22 protein-coding genes are annotated in these 24,850 nt (G+C 68.3%); 13 read left to right on the top strand and 9 right to left on the bottom strand.

Translation table 11 applies throughout. The annotated features are described in order from the left end of the window. Window positions 1–159: 159 nt before the first annotated feature. Complete coding sequence (locus tag E1267_RS02075; RefSeq protein WP_220449302.1) at window positions 160–1,212, bottom strand: methyltransferase; 1,053 nt, start codon at window positions 1,210–1,212, stop codon at window positions 160–162. Window positions 1,213–1,569: 357 nt separating this feature from the next. Between E1267_RS02075 and E1267_RS02070 the strand changes: the two genes are divergently transcribed. From E1267_RS02070 to E1267_RS02030, 8 genes are all read left to right on the top strand, one after another. After that, a complete protein-coding gene (locus E1267_RS02070; RefSeq protein WP_132329063.1) occupies window positions 1,570–2,955 on the top strand; it encodes an alpha/beta fold hydrolase in 1,386 nt (461 codons plus the stop codon). A gap of 10 nt (window positions 2,956–2,965) precedes the next feature. After that, complete coding sequence (locus E1267_RS45475) at window positions 2,966–4,087, top strand: sensor histidine kinase (protein WP_132329061.1); 1,122 nt, start codon at window positions 2,966–2,968, stop codon at window positions 4,085–4,087. 91 nt (window positions 4,088–4,178) lie between these two features. Then, entirely contained in the window at window positions 4,179–4,838 is a 660-nt protein-coding gene (locus tag E1267_RS02060; protein WP_342774762.1) for a response regulator, read from the top strand. Window positions 4,839–5,151: 313 nt separating this feature from the next. Then, window positions 5,152–6,636, top strand: a complete 1,485-nt coding sequence (locus E1267_RS02055) for an MFS transporter (protein ID WP_425465060.1) — start codon at window positions 5,152–5,154, stop codon at window positions 6,634–6,636. Between the two features lie 116 nt (window positions 6,637–6,752). Further along, window positions 6,753–7,970, top strand: coding sequence for a cytochrome P450 (locus E1267_RS02050; RefSeq protein WP_132329057.1), 1,218 nt, complete (start codon window positions 6,753–6,755; stop codon window positions 7,968–7,970). A 19-nt stretch (window positions 7,971–7,989) separates the two neighbouring features. Beyond that, window positions 7,990–8,187: a ferredoxin gene (locus E1267_RS02045; RefSeq protein WP_132329055.1), complete on the top strand. Its 198-nt coding sequence runs from the start codon at window positions 7,990–7,992 to the stop codon at window positions 8,185–8,187. Between the two features lie 566 nt (window positions 8,188–8,753). Next, window positions 8,754–9,263 carry a helix-turn-helix domain-containing protein gene (locus E1267_RS02035; protein WP_220448970.1) on the top strand — a complete coding sequence of 170 codons (510 nt, stop codon included), beginning with the start codon at window positions 8,754–8,756 and terminating at the stop codon, window positions 9,261–9,263. A gap of 197 nt (window positions 9,264–9,460) precedes the next feature. Continuing rightward, window positions 9,461–12,445 (top strand): AfsR/SARP family transcriptional regulator, encoded by a 2,985-nt coding sequence (locus E1267_RS02030; RefSeq protein ID WP_132329051.1) that lies wholly within the window; start codon window positions 9,461–9,463, stop codon window positions 12,443–12,445. Between the two features lie 24 nt (window positions 12,446–12,469). On the opposite strand, the gene E1267_RS02025 is transcribed toward E1267_RS02030, so the two are convergent. The 5 genes from E1267_RS02025 to E1267_RS02005 all read right to left on the bottom strand — a co-directional run bounded on the left by E1267_RS02025 (window position 12,470) and on the right by E1267_RS02005 (window position 16,231). After that, window positions 12,470–13,666 carry an ABC transporter permease gene (locus E1267_RS02025; RefSeq protein ID WP_132329049.1) on the bottom strand — a complete coding sequence of 399 codons (1,197 nt, stop codon included), beginning with the start codon at window positions 13,664–13,666 and terminating at the stop codon, window positions 12,470–12,472. Continuing rightward, complete coding sequence (locus E1267_RS02020; protein WP_132329047.1) at window positions 13,657–14,343, bottom strand: ABC transporter ATP-binding protein; 687 nt, start codon at window positions 14,341–14,343, stop codon at window positions 13,657–13,659. The genes E1267_RS02025 and E1267_RS02020 overlap by 10 nt, the downstream gene beginning before the upstream one ends. Window positions 14,344–14,348: 5 nt before the next feature. After that, complete coding sequence (locus E1267_RS02015) at window positions 14,349–15,122, bottom strand: permuted SH3 domain-containing protein (protein ID WP_132329045.1); 774 nt, start codon at window positions 15,120–15,122, stop codon at window positions 14,349–14,351. Between the two features lie 107 nt (window positions 15,123–15,229). Further along, complete coding sequence (locus tag E1267_RS02010; RefSeq protein WP_132329043.1) at window positions 15,230–15,709, bottom strand: hypothetical protein; 480 nt, start codon at window positions 15,707–15,709, stop codon at window positions 15,230–15,232. 78 nt (window positions 15,710–15,787) lie between these two features. Next, complete coding sequence (locus E1267_RS02005) at window positions 15,788–16,231, bottom strand: hypothetical protein (protein WP_132329041.1); 444 nt, start codon at window positions 16,229–16,231, stop codon at window positions 15,788–15,790. A 352-nt stretch (window positions 16,232–16,583) separates the two neighbouring features. Between E1267_RS02005 and E1267_RS02000 the strand changes: the two genes are divergently transcribed. After that, window positions 16,584–17,024, top strand: coding sequence for a hypothetical protein (locus E1267_RS02000; protein ID WP_132329039.1), 441 nt, complete (start codon window positions 16,584–16,586; stop codon window positions 17,022–17,024). A gap of 266 nt (window positions 17,025–17,290) precedes the next feature. Here the strand turns inward: E1267_RS02000 and E1267_RS01995 are convergent, their stop codons facing one another. The 3 genes from E1267_RS01995 to E1267_RS01985 all read right to left on the bottom strand — a co-directional run bounded on the left by E1267_RS01995 (window position 17,291) and on the right by E1267_RS01985 (window position 19,683). After that, window positions 17,291–18,271 (bottom strand): serine hydrolase domain-containing protein, encoded by a 981-nt coding sequence (locus E1267_RS01995; RefSeq protein WP_220449301.1) that lies wholly within the window; start codon window positions 18,269–18,271, stop codon window positions 17,291–17,293. Beyond that, a complete protein-coding gene (locus tag E1267_RS01990) occupies window positions 18,268–18,504 on the bottom strand; it encodes a hypothetical protein (RefSeq protein WP_132329035.1) in 237 nt (78 codons plus the stop codon). The genes E1267_RS01995 and E1267_RS01990 overlap by 4 nt, the downstream gene beginning before the upstream one ends. A 516-nt stretch (window positions 18,505–19,020) precedes the next feature. Further along, complete coding sequence (locus tag E1267_RS01985; protein ID WP_132329033.1) at window positions 19,021–19,683, bottom strand: hypothetical protein; 663 nt, start codon at window positions 19,681–19,683, stop codon at window positions 19,021–19,023. 713 nt (window positions 19,684–20,396) lie between these two features. Between E1267_RS01985 and E1267_RS01975 the strand changes: the two genes are divergently transcribed. Genes E1267_RS01975 through E1267_RS01960 form a run of 4 tightly spaced genes read left to right on the top strand, consistent with a single transcriptional unit; the run spans window position 20,397 to window position 24,828 of the window. Then, window positions 20,397–21,164 (top strand): ABC transporter ATP-binding protein, encoded by a 768-nt coding sequence (locus E1267_RS01975; RefSeq protein ID WP_132329031.1) that lies wholly within the window; start codon window positions 20,397–20,399, stop codon window positions 21,162–21,164. Then, the gene (locus tag E1267_RS01970) at window positions 21,149–22,966 is read left to right on the top strand and encodes a hypothetical protein (protein ID WP_132329029.1); all 1,818 of its coding nucleotides are present in this window, start codon (window positions 21,149–21,151) and stop codon (window positions 22,964–22,966) included. Before E1267_RS01975 ends, E1267_RS01970 begins: the two co-directional genes overlap by 16 nt. A gap of 36 nt (window positions 22,967–23,002) precedes the next feature. Next, window positions 23,003–24,211, top strand: coding sequence for a sensor histidine kinase (locus tag E1267_RS01965; RefSeq protein WP_132329027.1), 1,209 nt, complete (start codon window positions 23,003–23,005; stop codon window positions 24,209–24,211). Beyond that, window positions 24,208–24,828 carry a response regulator gene (locus E1267_RS01960; protein WP_132329025.1) on the top strand — a complete coding sequence of 207 codons (621 nt, stop codon included), beginning with the start codon at window positions 24,208–24,210 and terminating at the stop codon, window positions 24,826–24,828. Before E1267_RS01965 ends, E1267_RS01960 begins: the two co-directional genes overlap by 4 nt. The last annotated feature ends 22 nt before the right edge of the window (window positions 24,829–24,850 follow it).

The following is a 24,850-nucleotide window of genomic DNA, read 5'->3' as shown; positions in this document are numbered from 1 at the left end:
AGCGCGATCATGACCCGGGCCGCCGGGGTAGTGGCGGCCTGGACGGATCGATCGATGTCATTGGCGAGCAGCGGTTGCAGAACGCCGTAGGGGTACTGGCCGACTCTGAGGCGGCGGGTGGGGTCGCGGCCCGGCCGAGTCGACCTGGTCTCCGCCGGGTCAACCCTTGGCGGCTGCCTCGATCATGGCGAACGCGTGGGGCTGGGGGAGCGTGGTGATCACGGGGGTGGAGAGGCCCGCGAGGTGGCACAGGTTCTCGAATTCCTCCGGGGTCCTTTCTCTGCCACCGACGTTGACCAGCATGTTGAGGTCGCTGAGGTAGGCCAGCCCGCCTTTGACCTGTCCGGCCTGTGGCGGAAGCAGGGGCTCAATGATCAGGACGCGGCCGTGTGCGGGTAGCCGTTCGGCGCAGCGCCGCAGGATGCCGGCGCACTGCTCATCGTTCCAGTCGTGGATAACGCTCTTGAGTAGGTAGAGGTCCCCTCCTGGGGGCACGGAGACGAAGAAGTCGCCCGCCACCTGCTCGGCCCGGTCGGTGACGGCGGCCCGTTCGAAGGTGCCCGCGGCTTGGGCCATGCCCTCGGCGGTGTCGTAGAGCACGCCGTGCAGCGCCGGGTAAGCCTTCAGGATGGCGGCCAAGACGGTGCCGTCGCCGCCGCCAACGTCCACGACGGTGCTGAAGCGGCCGAAGTCGTAGTGGGCGGGAAGCGCGTCAGCGGTGGCGCGGCTGCCCTGGCTCATCGCGGCGTTGAACCTGGCCGACAGGTCCGGCCGACGTCCGAGGTGGGTGAAGAAACCGGCGCCGAAGACCTTGTCGAAGGACGTCTGGCCGGTGCGGACGCTGTCGGCGAGATGCTCCCAGGCGCGGGTCATGAAAGGGTCGGAAAAGGTCCAGATGAGCGAGGCGAGGGAGTCGGACCGGCGCTCGTCCAGCAGCAGACCGGCCGGAGCGACGGTGAACGCGCCGGTGCCGGTCTCGCTCAGCAGCCCGAGACCGGCTAGGGCGCGCAGCAGCCGGAGCGTCGTGACGGGCTGCGTGCCGCAGTCGCGTGCCACCTCCTCGGCCGTGCGTTCCTCCTCGCCTATTACCTCGACGATCTTCAGCTCGACGGCCGCGCGAAGGGTCTGCGCAGCCATGGTGCCGAAGACGAGCTGCATGAGGCGGCCCCGCTCGTTCATGAGGCCCTCGGTTGCCGCGGTGTTGTCCGTCATGGCACCCCTTCGTCCAGCTTCAATTAAGCTTAGCCTAGCCTTACTAGGCTGGAGTTTGCGAATGCCGCGGTGGGCGAAGAAGTGGTCGAGCGCGGTCAGGTGGGCGTTGACGGTGTTGGCCTTCCGCTTGGCCACCGTCTTGAGGTTGGGTCTTGTAGTCGCGCACGGCGAAGCCGCGGCCGTGCGGGTCGGCGAGTGGGTCGGCGAGTGGGTCGGCCTTGTCCAGGTCGGCGCTGTCCAGCCAGGCCAGGAAGGCGCGGACCCGGGAGGCGTAGGCGGACATCCCCGTCGCTCTCCCGGCAAAGATATACAGAAAGGGGGACGCGCGATCGGTACGACCCCCGCGATCCTTCCGGCATGAACATGATTGCCTCATTCGTCATCGGCGCGGTCACCGCCATCGCCCCGGTCACGACCACGCCGCTGTCGTGGCAGGGCTGCGGAGACGGTCTGCAGTGCGAGCAGATCCAGGTGCCGGCCGACTGGGCCCGTGGATCAGGGCCGAAGGTCACGATCGGCCTCGCCAAGCTGCCCGCCCAGGATCAGGCCGGCAAGAAGGGCGTGGTGTTGGTCAACACCGGTGGCCCTGGCGAGCAGATCACGCTTCTCCGCCAAGGAAAGAAGTACTTCGCAGATCTGACCAAATGGTTCGACGTGGTGATTTTCGACCCGCGGGGGTTCGGCAAGTCCACTGCCATCAACTGCCCCATCCACGCACCGTTCGCCACCGAATGGGTGTTTCCGAGCAAGTCGGCCTACGACGCATACGGTGCGAAGAATCGCACGTTCGGGCAAGCGTGCGCCAAGGAAGCCGGGCCACTGTCGGGAAACCTCAACTCCTGGCAGATCGCACACGACATGGAGGCGATCAGAAAGGCCCTGGGCCTGGCCAAACTGACCTACGTGGGCAACTCGCACGGCACCGTGCTCGGGCAGTCCTACGCCGAGTTGTTCCCCCACAAGGTCGGCCGGATGTACCTCGACAGCGTGTGGGACCACACCACACCTGACCTGCATGAGTGGCTTCGCCGGCGCGCCCAGGCCCTGGAAGGCAACACCGAACGCTTCGCCGCCTGGTGTCAGAGCACCACGACCTGCGCGCTGCACGGCAAGGACCCCCTGGCCGTCTGGGACAAGGTAATGCACAAGGCCCGCCGCGAGCCCATCCCCGCGCCCGAGGCCGGTCCCGAGGTGCGCATCAGCGACACCCAGATCGCCTCCCGCGCCAACTTCACCTACGAGGCCACCTGGGAGCGCCTGGCCGCCGGACTCGCGCGGGCACAGGCCGGTGACGCCTCGTTCTTCGCCGAGGTGGAAGGAGCGCCGGACCCCAACCTGTCGCGCGTCATCCTCTGCGCCGATCTGCCCTACCCGGGCTACGACAAGCTCAAGAAGCTGGAGACCACGCTGCGTCGCGATACGCCTCACATCGGATGGCGGATGGTGTGGCCGATGGCCAACCATTGCGCGGGCCTGCCCCCGACCAGGACATACGCGCCCCGTCCCATCAAGGCGCCGGGCCTGCCGCCTGTGCTCATCGCCAACGGCGAACACGACGACAACAGCCCGGCCGCCGACGGCCGCCGACTGGCCGACCAGCTTCCCCGCGCCCGCTACCTGAAGGCTGTGGGAGGACATGCCCTCTACTTCTCCGGCCACCCGTGCGTACGCGAGTACGTGCACCGCTACCTGACCACGGGCAAGATGCCGCCGCGCGGCGCCTCCTGCGGACCGGCGAAGTAGCGTAGCCGACGTGTACGTCAGAGAGGGGCTGCTCGTGCTCGCGGCCACGGCCGTGCTCACCGCCTTCGCCATGCTCGACGGCGGGCCACCGCGACCCGGGCTGCCCCTCCTGGCGGGCGCCAGCCTCGCCGCAGCCCTGCCTTTGACGCTGCGCGCGCGCTTCCCTCTGCCGGGGGCGCTGCTGTCGGCAGCGATAGCTCTGCTCGGCCTGGTGATACCGGGCTGGCCTGGCCGGCTGGTGACCATGGTCATGTTCGGGGCGGCGGCCTTCCACGTGCCGCGCCGCCCATGGCTGGTCATGAGCCTGTCCATTGTCTGGACCATCGGCTACGGCCTGTTCATACCGCAGGCTTACAAGGGCCTGTCCGTGGTCACCGACCTGGTCATCATGGGCGTGGCTCCGGTCGCCGTCGGCCACGCCCTGCGGCTGCGCGGTGAGCGGGTCGCGCAGGCGGCGCGGCTCGACCACGCCGAGGCCAGGCGCGCCATGGCCGAGGACCGCGCCGTACTCGCCCGCGACGTACACGACAGCGTCGGCCACCACCTCACCGCGATCCACATGCAGGCCACCGCCATCCGCCGTGCCCTGCGCGGCCAGGCGCCGACCGCCGACAGAGCACTGGGCACCATCGCCGAGTTGTCCTCCGCCGCGCTGAAAGAGGTACGCGCCTTGCTCGACACCCTGCGCGAGGCGCCCGCCACACCGGGCTTGGAAGAGATCGAGAACCTGGCCGCGCGGCTCTCCACTCCGCACCTGCGGATATCGGTCCACCGCGTCGGCCCCGGTGTCCCGCTGCCGCCCGGCGTGGGTCATACGGTCTACCGCGTCGTGCAGGAGGCGCTCACCAACGCCGCCCGCCATTCGGGTGCCACCAAGGTGGAGGTGCGCGTGCGGCGCAGCCGGACCGCGGTGACGATGTCGATCACGGACAACGGCCGCGGCCCTGCCGGAGCGGAGGGGCGAGGCATCAGGGGCATGCGCGAACGCGTACACCAGCATGGGGGAACGTTCACGGCAGGCCCGGTCCCCCAGCACGGCTGGCTGGTGGAGGCCGTCGTGCCGATCGCGAAGGGTCCGGCATCACCGAAGGGTCAGGCACAGCCCTCCAGCGCTGCGGAGAACCCGACGTGAGCGACCGGATGACGGATGGTTCGACATCGACAGTCCGGCATCATGGGGTGCATCGCATGCTGGCCCGGCCGACCTGGATGAGGAGTGTGCTGTGATCATTCGGGTGGTGATCGCCGATGACCAGCCGGCCGTACGCGACGCACTACGCGTGACGCTGGACGGCGAGTCCGACATCGAGGTGGTCAGTGAGGCGGCCGATGGAGCCGAGGCCGTGCACCAGGCGCTGTGGCGGCGTCCCGACGTGGTGGTGATGGACCTGCGCATGCCGTATGTCGACGGGATCTCCGCGATCCGGCAACTCGCCGACGTGGAGGCACCACCGAGGGTGCTCGCGCTCACCACTTTCGACACCGACGAGTACCTGTTCGGAGCGCTCCAGTCGGGCGCTGCGGGATTCCTGCTCAAGGACAGCGACCCTGAGCTGCTGCTGCAGGCGGTGCGGGCGCTACACCGCGGGCACGGGCTGGTGGACCCGCAGGTCACCACCCGGCTGATCCACCGCTTCGCGAGACTGTCGCCCGTGCACGCCACGGACACGCAACAACGGCTCACCACTCGTGAGCTCGAGGTACTTCGGCAACTGGCCCGAGGGCTGAGCAACGCGGAAATAGCCCAGGCCCTGACCATCGAGGAGGGCACAGCCAAGACCCACGTCGCCAGCCTCCTGCGTAAGCTCGGGCTGCCCACTCGGGTCCGCGCCGTCATCTATGCCTACGAGCACGGACTGGCCCCGCGCGACTCAGACACCTGACCCCTCAACGAGGTGCTCCTGCCGCGCATCTGCTATGCCAACTCGGCCACGCGCAGCGGCTGCTCGGCGGTGGGCAGAGTGCAGGCGGACGGAGCCCAGTTCTCCAAAGCCTCGGGGATCCGCCATCACCCGTCCCCGAACCCTTCGCCGGACTCCTGCTCGACTACTCGCAGGCCAGACCGAACACCACCACGCCGACCAACCATCCAGTCACGCCTGAGCGAGCTCGGCATCCTCGCCGGTCCGGGACGCTCGGCAGCGATCCGCCAGTCGGAAGCCCATGGAGCCGCTACGCCCCGGGCGACCATGAACAGTGACGCCTCTCAGCCGATCAATAGGGAACACAGATCACTCGATCATTGGCCCCCGCCAGTGCCGCCCCCGTTCACACCGGTCATCGAAGCCCTGCGCGCGCTGCTGGCCGGGCAGCCCGCGGGATCCAGCTTCGCGGCGGCGGCACTCTGGAGCGCGGCCATCGCGCTGGCCGCTGCTGCCGACCGCGGTGGCCGACATCGGCGGTGCCGGCTTCTACGCGTGGAACATGACGATCTACCTCGTCGCCATGGTGATCGCGACGATGCTGGTCAGTCGGCTCCTGGCCCGGTGGGGGAACGTCGGCGCCTACCGCCTCGGCTTCGCCGTGTTCCTGGTGGGCTCGCTGGCCTGTGCGGCGAGCCCGGCGATGCCGGTACTGCTGGCCGGCCGCGGCGTCCAGGGATTCGGGGCGGGGGTGCTGTCCGGGCTGGGGTTCGCCGTCATCCGCTCGGCCCTGCCGAGCCGACTGTGGACCCGCGGCAACGCCCTGATGTCAGCGATGTACGGCGTCGGCAACTTCGTCGGCCCGGCGCTGGGCGGCCTGTTCGCACAGCTCGGCTCGTGGCGCCTGGCGTTCGTGGCGATGGCGGCGATAGCGGCGGCCTGCTGCGCGATCGTGCCCCGGGTGCTACCGCACGGCGAACGCAGCGACGCGCGCGCGCCGGTCCCAGCCGTGTCGCTGCTGCTGGTCACGGCGGCCACCGCGGCTGTCAGCCTGGCCGGAGTACTGCCCGGCATCATGGCCATGGTGAGCGGCATCGTGGTGGCACTGCTGCTGATGGCCGCCTTCGTCGCCTACGAACGGCGCAGCGAGCTGCGGGTCCTCCCCCGCACGACCTACCAGGCCGGCTCGCCACTGAAGTGGATCTACCTGACGCTCGGACTACTGGCCTTCGGTGTCGCGATCGAGTCGTTCGTCCCGCTGTTCGGCCAGCAGTTGGGCGGGCTGCCCCCGCTCGCGGCCGGCCTGTTCGGGGCCGCCATCTCGCTCGGCTGGTCATTGACCCAGCTGGGCAGCTCATCGGCCACCAGACAGCGCACGGTACGCCGTTTGCGCGTCATCGGCCCGCTGCTCCTGGCGTCCGGCTTCCTCCTCCAGGGACTGCTGCAACGCGAGGACACGCCGACCTGGCTGGTACTCATCTGGGTGCCGGTGTTGTTCATCGCGGGTTCCGGCATCGGCCTGGCCTACCCGCACCTGTCCGTGGCCGCCATGTCCAGCACCCAGGATCCGGAGGAAGGGCGGAGGGCCGCCGCGGCGATCGCCGCCGTGACGAGTCTGTCGATCGCGTTCGGCACGGCCGTGGCCGGAGTCCTGGTCAACCTCGGCGACCCGTCGATGCTCGACTCGGCACGGTACGTGCTGTTCGGATTCGCGATCATCTGCGCGACCGGCGCCATCACCGCACGCGCGGCGAACCGTTCGAGCCGCCCGGAGCCCGCCGAGCCGGCCGGCCATGCTCCGCTTCAACAGGGCTCGTAACTCGCGACCCACCGACATGACGTCCACCCCCGGGGATGACCGGCTCGGGTTTCCGATGGCCTGTTCACGACGCGCCCGGGATCACCCCATGACCGCATCGATGCGAGGAGATTTCCATGGCTGACGCCCTACCAGAGATGCCGACCTTTCCGATGGCCCGCGCGACGGGGTGTCCCTTCGACCCGTCGCCGGAGTTGGGCCGACGACTCGAAGAAGCGCCGGTTTCACGAGTGAGACTGTGGGATGGCAGCACCCCGTGGATGGTCACCCGCCATGCGGATGTGCGTGCGCTGCTCGCCGATCCGCGGGTCAGCGTCGACGTGACGCAACCCGGCTTCCCACACACCAACGCGGTGAGCAAGGCACGCGACGCACACATGAAGACGCTGATGCAGATGGACGCGCCGGAGCACACCGCCCAGCGACGGCTCCTGACCTCGGACTTCACGATCAAAAGGATGGAGGCGTTGCGGCCCCGGATCCAGCGGATCGTCGACGACCTCATCGATGAGATGCTCGCCGGCCCGAATCCAGTAGACCTGGTGGAGGCGTTCGCGCTACCGGTTCCCTCACTGGTGATCTGCGAACTGCTGGGCTCGCCCTATACGGCCCGCGACCTCTTCCACCGAGTGTCCCGCACGCTCGTCATGGACGAACCCGACCCTGAACAGGCCATGGCCGCCAGCCAGGAACTGAACGCCTACCTGGAGGAACTGGTGGACAAGAAGAATGCCGAGCCGAGCGACGACGTGTTCAGCAGACTGGCCGTCGAGCAGTACCGGACCGGCGCGATGACCCGGCGTGAGATCGCCACGGTGGGTCAACTGCTTCTGGTGGCCGGGCACGACACCACCGCGAACATGATCGCGCTGGGCACGACCGCACTGCTGGCGCACCCGGACCAGTTGAGCGCGGTCCGCGACGGCGGCGACCCCGCGCTGGTGACCAACGCCGCCGAAGAGCTCCTGCGCTACCTGTCCATCACCCATACCGAAGCCCGCCGCGTCGCGCGGGAAGATCTCGAGATCGGAGGCCGGCTCATCCGCAAAGGCGACGGCATCATCGCGGTGAAAAGCATCGCTAACCGCGACCCCTCGGCCTTCCCCGACCCGGAGACCCTCGATGTCCGCCGCGAGGCCCGCCACCATGTCGCCTTCGGGTTCGGCGCTCACCAGTGTCTGGGCCAGCCACTCGCCCGAGTGGAACTGCAAGTCGTCTACAGCACCCTGTATCGACGCATCCCCACGCTGGCCTTGGCCGTACCTCTGGAACAGCTGACGTTCAAGGAGAACGCGGTCTTCTACGGGGTGCGCGAACTACCCGTCACCTGGTGAATCACACAAGGAGAAACACATGAAGATCACCATCGACCAACACGCCTGCATCGGCTCCGGGCAATGCGTACTCGCCTCACCTGAGGTATTCGACCAACGCGACGCCGACGGCATCGTCGTGCTCCTGCAAGACAGCCCGGAACCCGGGCTACAGGAGGACGTCTGGGAGGCCTCGCGCATCTGCCCAGCCCTGGCGATCACGCTGACCCCGTCGTGAACCAGCATCTCGAATCGTTGTCGTAGGTGCTTCGGCGGCGGGTCTGACCGCCGCCGCCGAAACCCTGCGCCGTAAAGAATTCACCGGCGCGTTGACCATGGTCGGTGAGGAGCCGCGACTGCCCTACGATCGGCCGCCGCTGTCCAACAAATCCTGTGGATGTGGTCATGGCAGGCGGTGCAGAGCACGAGGCTCTTGCGCCGCTCGTTGGCCATGGCCTTGGCCCGGTGGGGGCGGGAGTGGGCCGGGGATGCCGAGGCCGACGCGCTTGCGGATGTGGTGGACCTGCACTTCATCCGCTCGGCCGCAGGTCTCGCGGGTGTCTGCCAGGCCCGGAACTCCGGATCAAAGCGCCGCCGCGTGACTGCTGCCGCGACCAAACCTCTCCCTTTTTCGATCTCCACGCTCCGAGGGAAGGCCAGCCGAGCCCCTGCTTGAAGCCGAGGCGCACCTAGGTTGACAGCCCACGGAACATCCCCGAGCATCGGAACATGCCTTCCGGGAACAGTGGTTCACATAGCGAACCAGAGACCGACCCGCGTGCCCTGCGTGCCCTCGCCCATCCGGTGAGGCTGGAGCTGCTGCGCCTTCTCGAACTGAACGGGGAGGTGACCGCGAGCCGCGCGGCCGAACTCCTGGGACTGGCCCCGAAGGTGTGCTCCTATCATCTGCATTTGCTCGCCAAATATGGGGTGGTCGAGGAGACCGGCGGAGGAAAGGGGCGTGCGCGGCCGTGGCGGCTGGCGATGCGGCGAGCCACGTACGTCCACCGCCCCGATGAGGACTCGTCGGCGACGCGCTCTGCCGACGCGTTCGCCAAGACGATGCTCGCCAGGGACGCCCGGACAATCGAGACATTCATCGATCGGCGGCACGGACTCCCGGACGAGTGGCGCAACGTCTCCACGCTGTCCAGCAACCTTCTGTGGCTGACGCCGGACCAGCTCCGTGAGTTCGGCCGCGACATGTTCGCTGTGCTTGAGCGCTATCGGAGGAGCGGTACGTCGCCGGCAGGGGGCGCGCGCCCGGTTCAGGCCATCCTGTACGCCGTCCCCGTGGGGCTGCCGGAGGGGTGACGATTGACCCCGGAGACGACAACATCGATGTACTCGCTCGACCGCAGGGCGCTGGAACAGGCGCTCGACACCGCATGGGAGCCTGCGCACGCGGTGGAATGCTGCCGTCCGGACAACGAGGTGGGAGTTCGCTTCGCCCTCGGCCAGGCGCATGGTTCTGAACCCTCAGTCGGTTGGGATGGGCGGGTGATGCACTGATGCCCCGGACCGTCGGCGGCACGTCGCCCCTGGCGGGGCAGGACCTGTATTTCCGGTTGCTCGGCCCGCTGACCGTCGAGCGTGGCGGTTCGGTGGTCGATGTCGGAGGCCTCCAGCAGCGGGTGATGCTCGCTTTGCTGCTCCTGCGCGCCGGTCAGGTCGTCTCGTCGGACGAGTTGGTCGACGCGCTCTGGGGCGAGTCCCCCCCACAGACGTGCCGATCTCGGCTGCACGGCTTGATCTCGGGATTGCGCAGGGCACTGGGGGAGGACGGCTCGCTCATCGAGACCAAGGCTCCGGGATATCGGCTGATCGTTCCGAGGCGATGCCTTGACGTCGAGGAGTTCGACCGCGCCCTGTCTTGCGCCCGGGACAGAGCCGCCGGCGGTGACCTGCCTCAGGCTGTGGACCTGTACCATCACGCCTTGCGGCAGTGGCGGGGCATCGCGCTCGCGGACCTGCCGCACCCGGCGGTCCGCGAGGCCGCGGCCGGGCTGGAGGAGCGGCGGCTGGCGGCCATCGAGGAGCGGATCGACGCGGATCTCGCCCTCGGGCACCATCGCGACCTGGTCGCCGAGCTCGCCTCGCTTGTGAGCGACCACCCGCTGCGGGAAGGTTTCGTGGCGAAGTACATGACGGTGCTCGCCAGGACCGGGCGGACCGCCGAGGCGCTTTCGGTGTTCCAGGGTGTCCGCGAGCGGCTGGCGGAAGAGCTGGGGATCGACCCCTCGGAACAGATCCAGCGGGTCCACCACGCCATCTTGACGGGTGAGGAGACCGCGCCGGTAAGGCCGCCGGCGCGGAGGCCCCAGCAGCTACCTCCGGTGACGCGGCGCCTGATCGGCCGTGACAAGATGATGGACACGGCGGTCCGCCTGACGTCCGAGGAATATGTGACAGGGCCGAGATGCCTGGTGCTCGTCGGGCCGGGCGGTGTCGGCAAGACCGAGTTCGCCACCCACCTCGGCCACCGGATACGTGACGAGTTCCCCGGCGGTCAGCTTTACGCCCGGCTCGGCGGCTGTGGAAGGCGATCCCGGGATCTGCGGTCCGTGCTCCATCAGTTTCTGCAGGCCCTCGGCGTGTCCGCCGACGGACGCGGCCTCACGCTCGACGCTCTCAGCGGGCTGTTCCGCGACACGCTGGCCGACCGGCGGGTCCTGGTCCTCCTCGATGACATCGCCGAGGAATCCCAGCTCCGCCATCTGCTTCCGGTCGGTCCCGGCTGCTGTGTGATCGCGACCAGCCGCCGCCGGCTTCCCTGCAGCGACATCGTACGCACCATGCCGGTGGGGCCCCTCGACCAGGAGAGCGCGATGGACCTCCTGCAGGACGCCGTCGGGTCCGCAGCCGTGGCCGAGGCCCTGCCCGCCGCCGCGGAGATCGTACGTTTGTGCGACGGCCTGCCGTTGGCGATCCACATGGTCACCGCACGCGTGACGACCCGGCCGACCTGGACGTTGTCGCACATAGCGCGCAGGCTCTCCGACGACCGGGGACGTCTGGACTGGCTCGAACTCGGCGATGCCGGGGTTCGCGCGAGCATCGCCGCGAGCTACTCCAGGCTCGACCTCGACCAGCGGCGGCTCTTCCGGTGGCTGGGGATCGTGGGCTCGCACGAGTTCCCGTCCTGGGTCAGCGCCGCCCTGCTCGACCGGCCGCTGGGCTTCGCGGAGCGGATCCTGGACGACCTCGTCGACGTACACCTGGTGGAGCCCGCCGGACAAGGGTTGACCGGGCCTCGCTTTGCGCTCCACGACCTGGTCCACCTCTTCGCCGAGGAGCTTGCCCGCGCGGACGGTGCCGAGACGTGCGCCGCCGTCTCCGCGCGCGTCATGAACGGCTGGCTGGACCTGGCCTCCGTCGCCGATGGCGAGATGCCGCACTGGTACGGCGAGGACCCGGCGCCTCCCGCCCGCTGGCAGGCGCCCGAGGAGGTCCGCGAAGCCGCACGGGCGTACCCGCTCACCTGGTTCGACGAGGAGTGGCGACTCCTGCGCCGGGTCGTCCGGCAGGCCGCCGATGGGAAGCTCGCGCAGGTCGCCTGGCCCCTTGCCCAGCACATGTCTACCTATCTCGACATGCGGGGCGCCTATGGCGAATGGACCGATACGCTGCGGGACGGATTGCGGGCAGCGGAGGAGGCCGAGGACGACGGCGGGGTCGCCTGCATGCTCGGGCTGCTACTCGACGCCGAGTCGTCCCAGGACAACTTCGACGCGGCCCTCACGTACGCATCGCGCGCGGTCACCGCCTACGCGTCGCTCATCCCAGAGCGGCTCAGCGGCCACGCGGAGCCGCCGAAGCCGCCACAGCAGTGGCACGCGCTGGGAAAGCACATGGACGCGCTGGCCACCGCCCGGTGCAAGAGGGATTTCGCCGGGCTTGGGCTTGCCGCGTTCTCGCTGATCGTCGCGGCACGGAGGGCAGGTGTGCGGGAGGGTTATCTCCCGCTCTTCGAGGAGGCACGCGACGCGTTCCAGAAGTGCGGGGCGCCTGTCTCCGAATTGTGGATGACGAAGAACATCGGCCTGGCCTACCTGAAACAACGCCGCGTCGGCGAAGCCGTCAAGTGCCTGTCACAGGGCAAGGCGATCATCCAGCGGGTCGGTGACGAACTGCGGGTCAACGGCACCGCCGGTGACATCTCCCGCGTGTACGCCGTCCAGGGCCGATTTGCCGACGCCGAGGCCGTGCTGAGGGACAACCTCCGAGAGTCGCGGGACCATGGGCACCTGTGGGACGAAGGCCGCGCCCTTGACGCCCTCGGCCGGGTCCGGAACGCCCGGGGTGACCACCGGGCCGCCCGGAGCGCCCATCTTGACGCCCTCGCCATCTGGCAGCGCCTGCGCGCATCACTCCGGATCGCTGCCACCATGCGCGAACTCGCCCGGATCAGCGACGCACTGGGCGACGCGGCAGCCGCGGAGGGCTACCGACGGGAGTCGGCCATGCTCGGCGCCGCTTCCACCAGCGACTCCTGACGTCCAGGCGGACGCTCGGCGTGTTCATGCGCGAAGCAGCCGCGTCGGGCTCGTCCGAGCCGCGGCCACCGCCGGGGCCAGGCCCCCGATCAGGCCAGCGCCGAACGAGGCGGACAGGGAGATCACGGCGGCGAGCATCGGATAGCCGGGAGGCGCGAGTGCGGAGGCAGGATCGATCAGCCGCGGTGTCAGCCAGGCGACCGCGAGATAGCTGACGCCGATCGCGATCACGGCCACGCCCAGGCTGAGAAGCGTGGTACCGGCGACGACCAGGCCGAAAATCCGCAGCCTGGTCGCGCCGAGCGCCCGGCGCAAGCTCAGCTCCCTGGCTCGTTCCCGGAAGGTGGCCAGGCCGATGTTGAGCAGGCCGAGCATCGCGACGAGCAGCATCACGCCCGAGACCACGCCGAAGCCGAGCTCCATCATCGCCAGGTTGCCCAGCAGTGAGTCGAGGTCGCCTTTCACCGCTGGCTGGACGCTGTCCTTCGGCACGCCCAGCGCCGCCGACGCGTCACGAATCGCTCCCGCCACCTCCCGTACGGTTTCGCCGGGCAGATGGACCAGCAACTCTGAGGAGAACACGGCGTCGATGACATGCGGCTGAAAATGCACGGCCGAGGACAGGCTTTGATAGATCATCGCACCGCCGACGCCGTCGCTGATCACCCCCACGATCCGCTGCGGATACGCCGTGGCGTGCGGGCTGCCCTGGAGGAGGACGACGTCGCCGACGCCGCCGTAGACCTCCCTGCCGGCCATGTTCACGACTATCCCGCCGGGATATACGTGCTCATCGGAGTCCAGCCAGCGGCCTTCCAGCACCGGCAGTCTCCGGACCTGATCGAGCCGGCCCGCGACCAAGGAGACGGTACCGTCGACGTACTCGCGGGTCAGCTCGTCACCAGGCGTGCTCGAAACCTGGACCGTCTTCTCCTGGATTATCGCGAACTCACCGTCGCGCGCCCGTATCTCGGCAGCAATCGTGGAGATCAGCTCATCGAGCGGGACGGCCCCGACAGATCCTATGTCCAGGGAGGTCGCGAGAGTCGGCACTCTGCCGTTGAGCTGCTCCTCCCGCGCGACGAACAGGTCTTCGACGACGGTGCCGACGACGGTCGTGCCCGCCAGCGACAGCAGCGCGAGAAAGAGGCTGAGCCCGCCGAGCGCCGTCCGGATCCGGTGGGCTCGCATGTCGCGAAGGGCGTCTCGGATCAGGCGCATGACGTACGCTCCAGCACGCCGTCCCGCAAGAACAGCGCGCGATCGGCTCGCCTCGCAACGTTCGGATCATGGGTCACCAGCAGCAGCGCTGCTCCGGCCTCTGTCGCCACCGAGCACAGCAGATCGAGCACCCTGTCGGCCGTGCCCGTGTCGAGGGCTCCGGTTGGCTCGTCGGCCAGCACGACGGCGGGCCCGCGCACCAGCGCGCGGGCGATGGCGACGCGTTGCTGCTCTCCGCCGGAGAGTTGGCGCGGCCGCGCGTCGGCCCGGCCTGCCAGGCCGACGGCGTCAAGGCAGTCCAGCACCGCCGCCCGGGCTTGCGAGCGAGCCATCCGGGGACCGTGCATCAGTGGCAGCTCGACGTTCTCCCGCGCCGACAGATGCGGGAGAAGCGAGTAGTTCTGGAAGACGAACCCCAGCTTTTTGGCACGCAGATCCGAGCGTCTATTATCCGGCAGGCGATTGACACACGCGTCGTCGATGGAGATCTCACCAGCGTCCGGCGTGTCGAGCAGTCCCAGGAGAGCCAGCAACGTGCTCTTTCCGCTGCCCGAAGCCCCCTGGACCGCCACTATCTCGCCGGTCTCCACGGTCAGCGACGCGTCAGAGAGGATGTCCACGGTGCCGCCGGACGGCAAGGGATAGACCTTGGCCAGCCCCTCGGCCTTGAGCCGCATATCGATCACCGCACCGGGCGAGGCGGCGTGACCGCGACGCGATCGCTTTTTGATAGGCCGTGGGTGATCTCGACGATGGCGCCGTCGGTCACGCCAAGGCCGACTTTCCGCACCTCGGTGGACCCATCATCGTTCACCACGGTCACCTCTCCCGTCACCGCCGAACCGGACACCGCCGACGTGGGCAGAGCCAGTGCCTCGTCCACCTGTCCACTGGCGACGATGATGAGACCAGACAATCCGTTATAGACCCTGACGTCGTCGGGAATCGCGCAAAGGATCTCTGGACCCTCCTCGCCCGGCTCGGCCGGCGCCTTCGACGCCACCAGCAGGGTGCAGTCGAATCCGGCAGGACCGTCGGTGATCGCCGCCGTCGCGCTCATATCGCCGCTCAGCAGCCGGTACGCGGACGCCTTGGGGAGTCTTCCGCGCAGACCGAATCCCGCGTACGCCACCTCGACGACCGGCACTCCCTTGTGCACTCGTGCGCCGTCCGGGACGAGTGTCTTCTTCAGGATCGACTCGACCGGAACCTTCGCCGCCTCATCCCCCACCCTGAACGGCTGCTCGCCCTTGCCGAGATTGACCGTGCCCGCATGCGACCCCGCCAATACGGAACCGTAGTGGACGGTGCCGGTCTTCGGTGCCGTGATCCGATAGGTGGGACCGGCAGCCACCGAACCCTCCACCGCCACCACGGCCTTGATATCACGGCGAGAGACTGCCACGCTTTCCGGTTCGGCCGTGTCCGCCGTGTCCGCCGTGTCCAGGTCTGCCACGTGCCCGGAATCTGGCCGCGGTTCCTGGACTGCGGGCCAGCCGATCGCCACCGCCGCCACGGCGCCCGCGCAGAGGAGAAGGACGAGGCTCCTGCGAGCCTTCGGTCTCATCGTCTATTCCCTTGGTCCGCGCAGTTGAGTTGGAGGTCTGCGGCGATGTGCGTGTAATCGCCAGCCTGGGCCGCCGTCAGCATTCTGACGTCGCTGTCGGGATTTTCGATGTTCTGAAAGTAGGCGGTCTGCGGGAGCTTGAGCACCTCGGCCAGTGCCCGTGACCGCTCCTCGCCGTCTTCCGCGTCCACCAGGGCCCTTCCCCATGAGCAATACCAGTATTCCGTGGCCATGACCGCGCCATATCCGGCCTCGTACACCATGGGAGCACCGTCGACGTTCGATTTTTCTTCGTGTATCGGCGGCCGGGGCCAGTCCAGGCCGTCCGGCAACTGCCACCTTCTCGCTTCAGCCAGATATTCCTGATCGGCTTGTGTCGCCGTCAGGAAATTCGACTCGGAGTTGTCCCTTCCGGTGGCGCACGCAGCGGATCCCCACACCAGCACCGCCGCCAGCCCCATTGCTGCGATTCTCATCACGACCCTCGTTCCGGCCGGATTCGTCTTCCCGAGAATGCCTGGGTGCTCGGCTCGCACCACACCCGGGCGTGCTTGTCAGTATCGCATCTGACCCTCGAAAGAGTGCCTGCACAATACTGACGCCTTGCAGTGGCTTCGCCTCTTGAAGGACGTGAAGAACTTCTTGCCGTTCTTGACCCCGGTCGCGAGGACCCGCTTCTCGCCTTCTTTGTAGAAAGCTGGTATCGAGCCGCTCATCCAATACCTGCCCTTGGCTGATTTCACTCCAAAGAACATGCCTTTCTTGAAGGCTCCCCTGCTGGGCAGCTTGGAGAACTTGGCAGCGATATTTCCCTTGCCCGCCTTCTTGCGGATCGTTTTCGAGTTGTACCACTTGCCGGCCGAAGACCAGACCTTGCCGTCGATATTTCTCCAGCGAGCGGCTTGCGCCGGCTGCGCGACGACGGTGACGGCCAGTGCTTGCGCGACGGCGACGACGAGTATGGCCTTCAGGACGACCAACTTCTTTCCACAGATCATGCTGCTCCTCACGGTTACTACGGGATCACCAGATTCGGATCTTGTTCCTCTGCATGATCACGGCGGTTCTGGCCGCTCACGCGGGTCCTCCCCGGCCTCGCGAAACAGAGCCGCTCCCGAGCCGGACGCCCGGTTCAGGAGTGAAGGCCACATAGCCAACCACCGCTCGCTGTGCTGCGCCTGTGCTCTGGCTAACGCGGCGGTGTGCGGCGGTCGCTGCGCCACACCTCAGGTGGCACGTGACCCTCGGCATCACCGCCGCATCAGTCACAGCACAGCCTCCGCACAGCGCGCCCTTCTAGCGTCGGGAGGCGATCCGGTGTCTGTGACCCAAATCGGCAGCAGGGAGAACATGAACACGAGACCTCTGGCGGCGACCCTGAGGACGATTCTCGCCGTAGCCCTCGCGACGCTACTGGCGACAACTCTCGGCACGCAGCCCGCACAGGCCGCCCACTGGAGGAACATCAAAGGGGCGGTCTATGCCAAGATCAAATGGTTCAACTCGAAAACCATCCGAAAGAAGGAGGGCAAGGGGCCCATCGACGCAAAGTTCTCGAAGATCCCCGGCTCCCTGAGCAGCGATCCCCCAGGGCTCTGGTTCGGCGTCAAGTCCAAGAAGACCCGGAAGTGGATGGGCGCCTCCCCGCGAGAATTCCCCAGGGAAGACCAGAAGAAGCGTCTTACGGTGAACACATCGAACGGAAAGAAATTCTTCACCTCGTTCAAGAGGCGAGTCATCTGTACGGGAATTCTCTGCAGCCACACCTTTGTGGGAAAAATGCGGTATTAGTACTCCAGTCACATCTCGAGATCTCGGATCTCGATCTGATTGAGGCTGGGACATGAGACGGCCACCGCCGATCACGTGGGTGTGTGGAATCCACATGATCGGCGGTGGCCGCACCTGGGAAGGATTCGATTATCTCGCCACGGTCGGCGCAGGCTTCATTCCGCAAATGGGTACCGGACTGCACTTGGGTCCACAACGAGTACCTGAGCCGGCAGCTCGCATCGTGAAGTGATTGTCAGGAAGCTGTCCGGAGGAGGCGGGGCACCTCAGCTTGGGGTGCGGGTCGCCCCGGTCAGCAGCAGGAGTCCGTGGCGATCGACTGATGCGGAGGTGGCGGACAAGACGACGGCACCCGTTGCGGTGTCGCGGTCGAGTCCGGCCCAGGAGCGAAAGCCGCCGGTGCCGCCGTTGTGCCAGGTGACCGGGCGCCCTTTGACCGTGATGGTGATCCAGCCGGCGCCGATGTGTGCGCCCTTGCCGAACGGGGCGATCGGGTCCAGGGCGTGGGTCCCGGGTGCGGAGCCGTCCAGCAGCCCGGCGATCAGGCGGGCCATGGCACCGATGGTGGCTCGGATGCCACCGGCCGGCCCCATCGCTTCCCCGGTCCACGGTTGCCGCGGCCTGCCTCGTCGGCTGGTGCCGGTGAGCGCGTCCGGGCCGAGCTGGTCGGCTGTTACGGGCAGGTGGAGGCGGTTCAGTTGCAGCGGGCCGGCGATGCGCTGCTGCACCAGATCGGCGTAAGTGGTTCGGGCCGCGACGGCGATCGCGTGGCCGAGCAGTTCGAAGCCGAAGTTGGAATAGCGGGCCCGTGGCCGGCCCACCCGCACGGTGCGGGCCTGGTCGAGCAGTTGCTGCAGGTCCTCGCCGTAGGGGTTGGTGCCGTGCCGCCACAGGGCCAGGGTCCGCCGCATCGGCTGGGCGGACTTGGGCAGTCCGGGCAGTCCCGACCGGTGCCGGCTGAGCGAGACCAGCGTCAGTTGCGCGGCCGGGACATCGCCGAGCGGCAGCAGTTCGCCCAAAGTCGTCTCGGGCCTGATTTCGCCGCGGTCCAGCGCATCGGCGTACAGCAGCCCGGTGACCGCTTTGGAGATCGACCCGATCTCGAAGTCGGCGTTCAGATCGGCGCCCCGGCTGGCCACCGTCACCCCGGCAGGGCTGATCAGGGCGGCGGCCGCCACAGGGTGCCGGGGGCCCAGCAGCTCCTCGATCCTGGCGGTGAGCCCCGCGTCGCCGTGTACCGCCGTCACGACCGGTCCCCGCACACCCGGCGGCCCCGGCACTTGCGGTGCACCGTCTGCTTGGACATCCCCAGGGCGGCAGCGATCTCCACCCAGGTCGCATCGTTGTTGCGCGCGCGGCGGACCAACACCGCCTCGGTCCGCTCCATCTCTGCACGGATCTGGGCCACGGCGCCCTCCACCAGTGGGTCCTTGCTGTCCGCCGTCGCGACCACCAGGCCGGTCAGCTCTTCAACGTCCATGCGGTCAACCTATGTTGACCGCCATGTCGTGTCAACCCAGGTTGACCCGCCATGCTGAACAGACAACCTGGTGCTCTTACCGCTCACCGACATTTCAAGCCGCAGAAGATCGCCACGTGCGCCCGGCGCACCCGGTGAGCCAGGAGGAGACCGCGGCGCGTTCCACAACCGGGAAACTGCTGCGCCGGCTCGGCGTCGAGCCGGGCTCCGCGCCCTGGACCTTCCCGCCGACACCGGCAAGGACGTGCGTAAGTCCGTGTTGCGGAGGTCGCCGCTCGGCTGGCCGAAGATTTTTCAAGGCCGAGTTGCGCGGCGAGATCAGATGAGCTTCCGCCGCGTCGACGTCGACGGCCCGCCATCGGGAACTCGACAGGTCACTCCGCCTGGCAGCCGAACATCGTCGGGACATCTGGTGGGCGCCCGCACCGCCGCGCCCGCCGCGGCCCGTTCGTGCACGAACCGGCTGTCTGTCCGGCCCGTGGCCCCGGTCACGAGTATCACGTTCGCGTTCCTTCCTCAGCCGCTCAGCAGGGCGATGCTGTACGCGACGATCCAGGAGGCCCAGCCGAGCCAGCCGAGCAGGCCGGTCACGGCGATCCGGTTGGCGCCGTCAGCGTTGTACGGGGCGGCCATGGAGGAGACGAACAGCAGGGCCGCGCTGACCCAGCCCAGCCACGCGTGCCAGGCGGGGATGAACGCGAGGCTCACTCCGGCGGCGGTGAAGCCGAGCACCGCGATGGCAAGGAACACCTGGTTGAACCCGAACAGGACGGTGCAGAAGGCCCAGAGCCCGGCCACCGAGCCGCGGTGGTGCCGAGCTGCCGCCACCATCCCGAACCGCAGCGATTCGACCACCATGAAGGTGGCGTTCTGCATGAGGACGCCGGCGAGGCCGGCCAGAGCCCAGGCGTTGCTGCCGGGCTGATCGCCTCGCCAGAGCGCCGCGAGCAGCCCGGCGGCGAACAGCGTGGTGAACAGCCAGGCGACCGGGGCGAGGACCGAGGGCGCGTTGATCCGCTTGCCGACGCCGGCCAGCGCCTCGGTGATCGCGTCAAGGGACTGGCCGGAGGTGGGCTGCGGGAGTCCGGCGCGGACGTAGAGGACGTTGAGGACGATCGCGAGCAGGACGAATGCGATGCCTGCGACACCCGCCAGACCGATGAGGGTCATGGTGACCACCAGTTGATTTTATAATGCATATATTGAATATAAGTCATGTAAAGACGTGGTGCAATCGTGGAGAATGAGAGATCGGGGTGAGGAACCGGCGGGCAACCGTTGGCCGCCGAGAAGGATCCTGGTCGCAGCGAGTGAGGTCGCCCACCAGTGCACGCGTTGCCATGCTGCGGGGGTGGACCTGCAACGCAACCGTTTGTACGGTAAGCGCCTTCCCCCAGGTCGGGGCGTGCGCCGAAACAGGCTGCGGCCAAGGACGGCGGCGGGACGGCACGGAATTCGTAGGATGGCGGACAAGCTCTCCTGAGCGCTACGCGAACAGGTCCTTCCGCATGCGCGTCGAGCAGGACGATGTCGGCCTTCTTGCCGCGCGTGAGCGTGCCCGTCCTGTCGCCGAGCCCAAGGTGCTCTGCTGGCCGACCGGTGCGTCAGCGCGTAAGAGCCTGTCGGCAAGGATGGCCCCACCAGCCGCCATCTGCGCCGTTCCCGCAGGTAGACAGGAGTGAGGGGGTCGGGTCCAAGCGCGATCTTGGAGTAGACAATGGTGTGCGGTGTCCAAGAACCGCGAAGTGCCGATATCGATTGGCAAGTCGGCACTTCGGTTCCGGTGGGCGGGCGGCCCTTCGGGCATCAACCGATCGGTCGATGCCGGAATCCACCATCCCGCTCTCCTGCCGGACGATCCGCCACCCCCGTCCCCGCGCGATTCTCAAGGCATGCCAACACACCGGGAGCCCGCTCTGCGCACCATCGGACTCCGCAAAGCCTTCGGCGACCACCTGGCCGTCGACGACATCCACCTCACCGTCCCCGCCGGATCCTTCTACGGTCTGGTCGGTCCCAACGGCGCCGGCAAGACCACCACCCTGGCCATGGCCGTCGGCCTGCTCCGCCCCGACGCCGGCAGCGCCGAGATCTTCGGCGTCGACGTCTGGCGTGACACCGTTCAGGCCAAGGGACTGATCGGCGTGCTGCCCGACGGCAACGCCATGCCGGAACGGCTTACCGGGCGCGAGGTTCTCACCTACCTCGGACTGCTGCGTGGCCTGCAGCCCGCCGTCGTCGCCGAGCGCGCCGACGAACTCCTCCAGATCCTCGAACTCGGCTCCGCCGAGCGGACCCTGGTCATCGAATACTCCACCGGCATGCGCAAGAAGATCGGCCTGGCCGTCGCCCTCCTGCACGCGCCCCGCCTGCTTGTTCTGGACGAGCCCTTCGAGGCCGTCGATCCTGTCTCCGCGGCCACGATCAGGACCATCCTGCGCAGGTTCGCCGCCAACGGCGGTTCGGTGATCATCTCCAGCCACGTCATGGCCCTCGTCGAGCAGCTCTGCGACCACGTGGGCGTCATCTCCGACGGCCGCGTCGTGGCCGCCGGGCCGCTGGCCGATGTACGCGGCGCCGGAAGCCTGGAGGACGCCTTCGTCGACCTCGTCGGCGCCCGTACCGGTGGAACGGAGGGACTGGCATGGCTCACCTCCTGACCTCCGGCCCGGTCGCCGCCCAGCACATGATCCGCATGCGGCTGGCGATCATGCGCAACTCCCTGCGCGGCGATAATGCCGCCAACCTCTACGCCGGCGTCTCGGGCGGGCTGCTCCTGGCCTTCGGAACGATCGCCGTCGCCGTCCTGTGGCCCGCCTACCTGCCCCTCACCCTGGCCGTGTGGCTCTCCGGCTGGATCTTCGGCCCCATCTTCATCGGGGGCGGCAGCGAGGCCCTGCGCCCCGAATACTTCTCCATGCTCCCGGCCACGCCAGGCCGGATCACGACGGCGCTGCTCGCCGGAGCTTCCGCGGGCCCCGCACCCGCGGTCAATCTCATCGCCCTGCTGTCCCTGCCCGTGTACGGCTGGCGCTTCGGCCCAGCCGGAGTGCTCATCGGCCTGGCAGCAGCCCTCACCACGCTCATCACCATGGTGATGGTCTCCCGCGTCATCGTGGCGCTCATCGGGCTGTTCGTCAGATCCCGCGTCACCGCGGCCGCCGTCGGCATCGTCACCGGCACCGCCATCGCCCTGTGCAGCAACGGCTGGGCACCCGTCGCGGCTCTGGGCGGCACCGACACCGCCGCCTGGTCCCAGATCCTCGTTCGCGTCCTGCCCTCCGGATGGGGCGTGGCCGCCATCGAAGCCCCCTGGCCCCTCGCCCTCGCCGTCCTCGCCGCCAACGCCGGCGTGATCGCCCTCCTCCTGGCCGCCTGGGCCGGCCTGCTGGCGCGGCGCGTCGTCTCGGCCGCACGCGGGGGTGTGCCGTCCCGCCGTGGCACGCCCCGCCCCTTCCCCACCACCGGCGGCGCCCGCATCGCCGCCGCCAAGGAACTGCGCGCCTGGTGGCGTGACCTCGTCCGCATCCAGCTCCTCGCCACCGCCTTCTCCTACGCCATCGTCACCCCCCTCCTGCTCCTCGCCCTCGACGCCTGGATCATGGTCCCCTTCACGGGACTCATCGCGATCGTGATGGCCGCCGCGTCCTCGGCCAACCTCTACGGCGCCGACGGGACCGCTCTCTGGCTCACCCTCATGACCCCCGGCGCGGAGCGCGCCGACGTACGTGGCCGCCAGTTGGCGTGGCTCCTCGTCGTCGGCCCGGCCGCAGCGCTCCTGTCCCTGGCCGGCACTCGGGTCAGCGGCCAGGCGTGGGCCTGGCCATGGGTACTCGGCCTGCTCCCCGCCCTCCTCGGCGGCGGCGCCGGACTCATCGTCCTGCTCGCCGTCACCTCGCTGGTCCCCGGCACCGACCCCCACAAGCGCGGGGGCAACCCGCTCAGCACCGGCGCTGACGAAACCGCCGAAACCAGCCTCGCCTGGCTCGTGCTTGTCGCGGTCCCAGCCACCGCCCTGCCCGCGGCCGGTGTCATTCTCCTCAACCCCTGGGCCGGCATCATCACCGGTGTGCTGACCGGCGCCCTCAGCGCCTGGGGACTCGGCAGGATCGCCTACCGCAGGCTCGAGAGCCACGGGATCGATCTGCTCAATCTCATGAAGCACGGCCCGGCACCCCAGGCTGACAAGCCCACCACCGCGGACCTGCCGATCCAGCACCGCATCGGCGTCACGATGAGCTACGCCATTGCCTGGCTTCCTCTGTTTCCCCAAGGACTCGTGCCCATGGTCATGAAGATCCTCGGCATTGAGGACCGCGGATGGTTCCTCGCCCTTCATCTGCCGCCGGTCTGGCAATGGCCCACCATCATCTTCATGATCGCCCTTGGGTTGCTCATGTACGGCTACGCCATCCTGATCCCCATGCGACTAAGCTCGCCCTCACCGGCCGCCACCAGGTGAAAGCTGTCCATACCCGCGAGGAGGAGCACGCTCCGGATGCACGACCCCTTTCCGCCTTCGGCCTGGGAGCAACGCTTCGAGCGCGCCGTCGAGATCGTGCCCTACCTCACTCTCGCCGCTTCCCTGGTCATCAGCCTGGCCTCACCCGACCAGCCCGAAGGCGGGATCCCCCGTACTCTCGTGCTCACCGCCCTGGCCCTCGCCTGGATTCTCGGCGCCCATACCCTCCTGCCCACGGCCCTGCGCGGACGTCGGGTCGTCGTCACCGTTCACTTCGCCGGCGTCCTGGCCACCGCCGCGCTGCTCGCCTTCCACGACCCCATCTTCCTCATCTACTGCATCTCCGGATTCTTCCTCGCCGCCAACTTCGCTCCCTCCAAGTGGACCTTCGCCGCCGTCGCGGCCACCTCCTTCGTCCTGTACGGTTCGACGTTCGACTGGACCCAGGCCACCATCCAGCTCATCGCCTTCTACCTGGCGATCATCGCCGTGCAGACCGTCGCCATCGGCGGCGGCTCCATCGCGGGCATCAAGATCGAGGACCGGCAGCGCAAATACCGGAAAGCGGTCAGCGATCTTCAGACCGCCATGGAGGAGAACGCCGACCTCCACGCGCAGCTCCTCACCCAAGCCCGCCAGGCCGGCATCCTCGACGAACGCCAGCGCATGGCGCGCGAAATCCACGACACCCTCGCCCAAGGCCTCACCGGCATCATCACCCAGCTACGCGCCGCCCAACGCGTCGAGAACTCCGACGCCCACCTCGCACTCGCGCTCACCCTCGCCCAGAACAGCCTCACAGAAGCCCGCCGCTCCGTCGCCGCCCTGCAGCCCCACGAGCTCGAAGACGCCCACCTCCCCGAAGCCATGACCACCCTGGCCCGCAACTGGAGCAAGAGCACCGGCGTCGACCTCCACGTCGAAGTGACCGGCGACCGCGTCCCCCTCAGCCCAGCCATCGAGGTCACCCTCTTCCGCGTCGCCCAGGAAGCCCTCGCCAACATCGCCAAGCACGCGGGCGCCACCCGCGCCGGCCTCACCCTCTCCTACACCGGCGCCGTCGTCCTGCTCGACATCCGCGACGACGGCACCGGCATCCACAACCCCAACGGCAAAGGATTCGGCCTGAGCAGTATGAGACAACGCCTGCGCGGCGTCGGCGGCTCCCTCGAAATCGAGAGCAGGCCCGGCGAGGGCACCGCCGTCAGCGCCACCGTCCCCGCTCTCCAAGGAAACCCACGGTGATCCGCCTCCTCATCGTCGACGACCACCCCATCGTCCGTGACGGCCTGCGCGCCGCCTTCGAAGCCGAACCCAACATCCACGTCGCAGGCGAAGCCGCCAACGGCCTCGAAGGCATCGACCGCGCCGCAGCGCTCAAGGTCGACATCGTCCTCATGGACCTGCGCATGCCCGAAATGGACGGCGTCACCGCCATCACCGCCCTGCGCCACTCCCACCCCCACATCAAGACCCTCGTCCTGACCACCTTCGACGGCGACTCCGACGTCCTGCCCGCCATCGAAGCCGGCGCCACCGGCTACCTCCTCAAAGACGCCCCCACCGACGAACTCCTGCGCGCCGTCCGCGCCGCAGCCGCGGGCGAGCCGGTCCTGTCCCCCTCGGTCGCCGGCCGCCTGATGGGCCAGGTACGCAAACCAGTGAAGGCTGCCCTTACCGACCGCGAACTGCAGGTCCTCGCTCTCGTCGCTGATGGCGCCTCCAATCGTCAGGCGGCCGCCAAACTCTTCATCAGCGAGGCCAGCATCAAGACCCACCTGCTGCACATCTACGACAAACTCGGCGTCCGCGACCGCGCCGCCGCCGTCGGCGAGGGGTATCGGCGCGGTTTGCTGAGTTAGTCGACCAACCACCCGCCGTACC

Source organism: Nonomuraea longispora, assembly GCF_004348345.1.
Classification (GTDB): Bacteria; Actinomycetota; Actinomycetes; order Streptosporangiales; family Streptosporangiaceae; genus Nonomuraea; species Nonomuraea longispora.
This window is presented reverse-complemented; position numbering and strand designations above follow the sequence as displayed.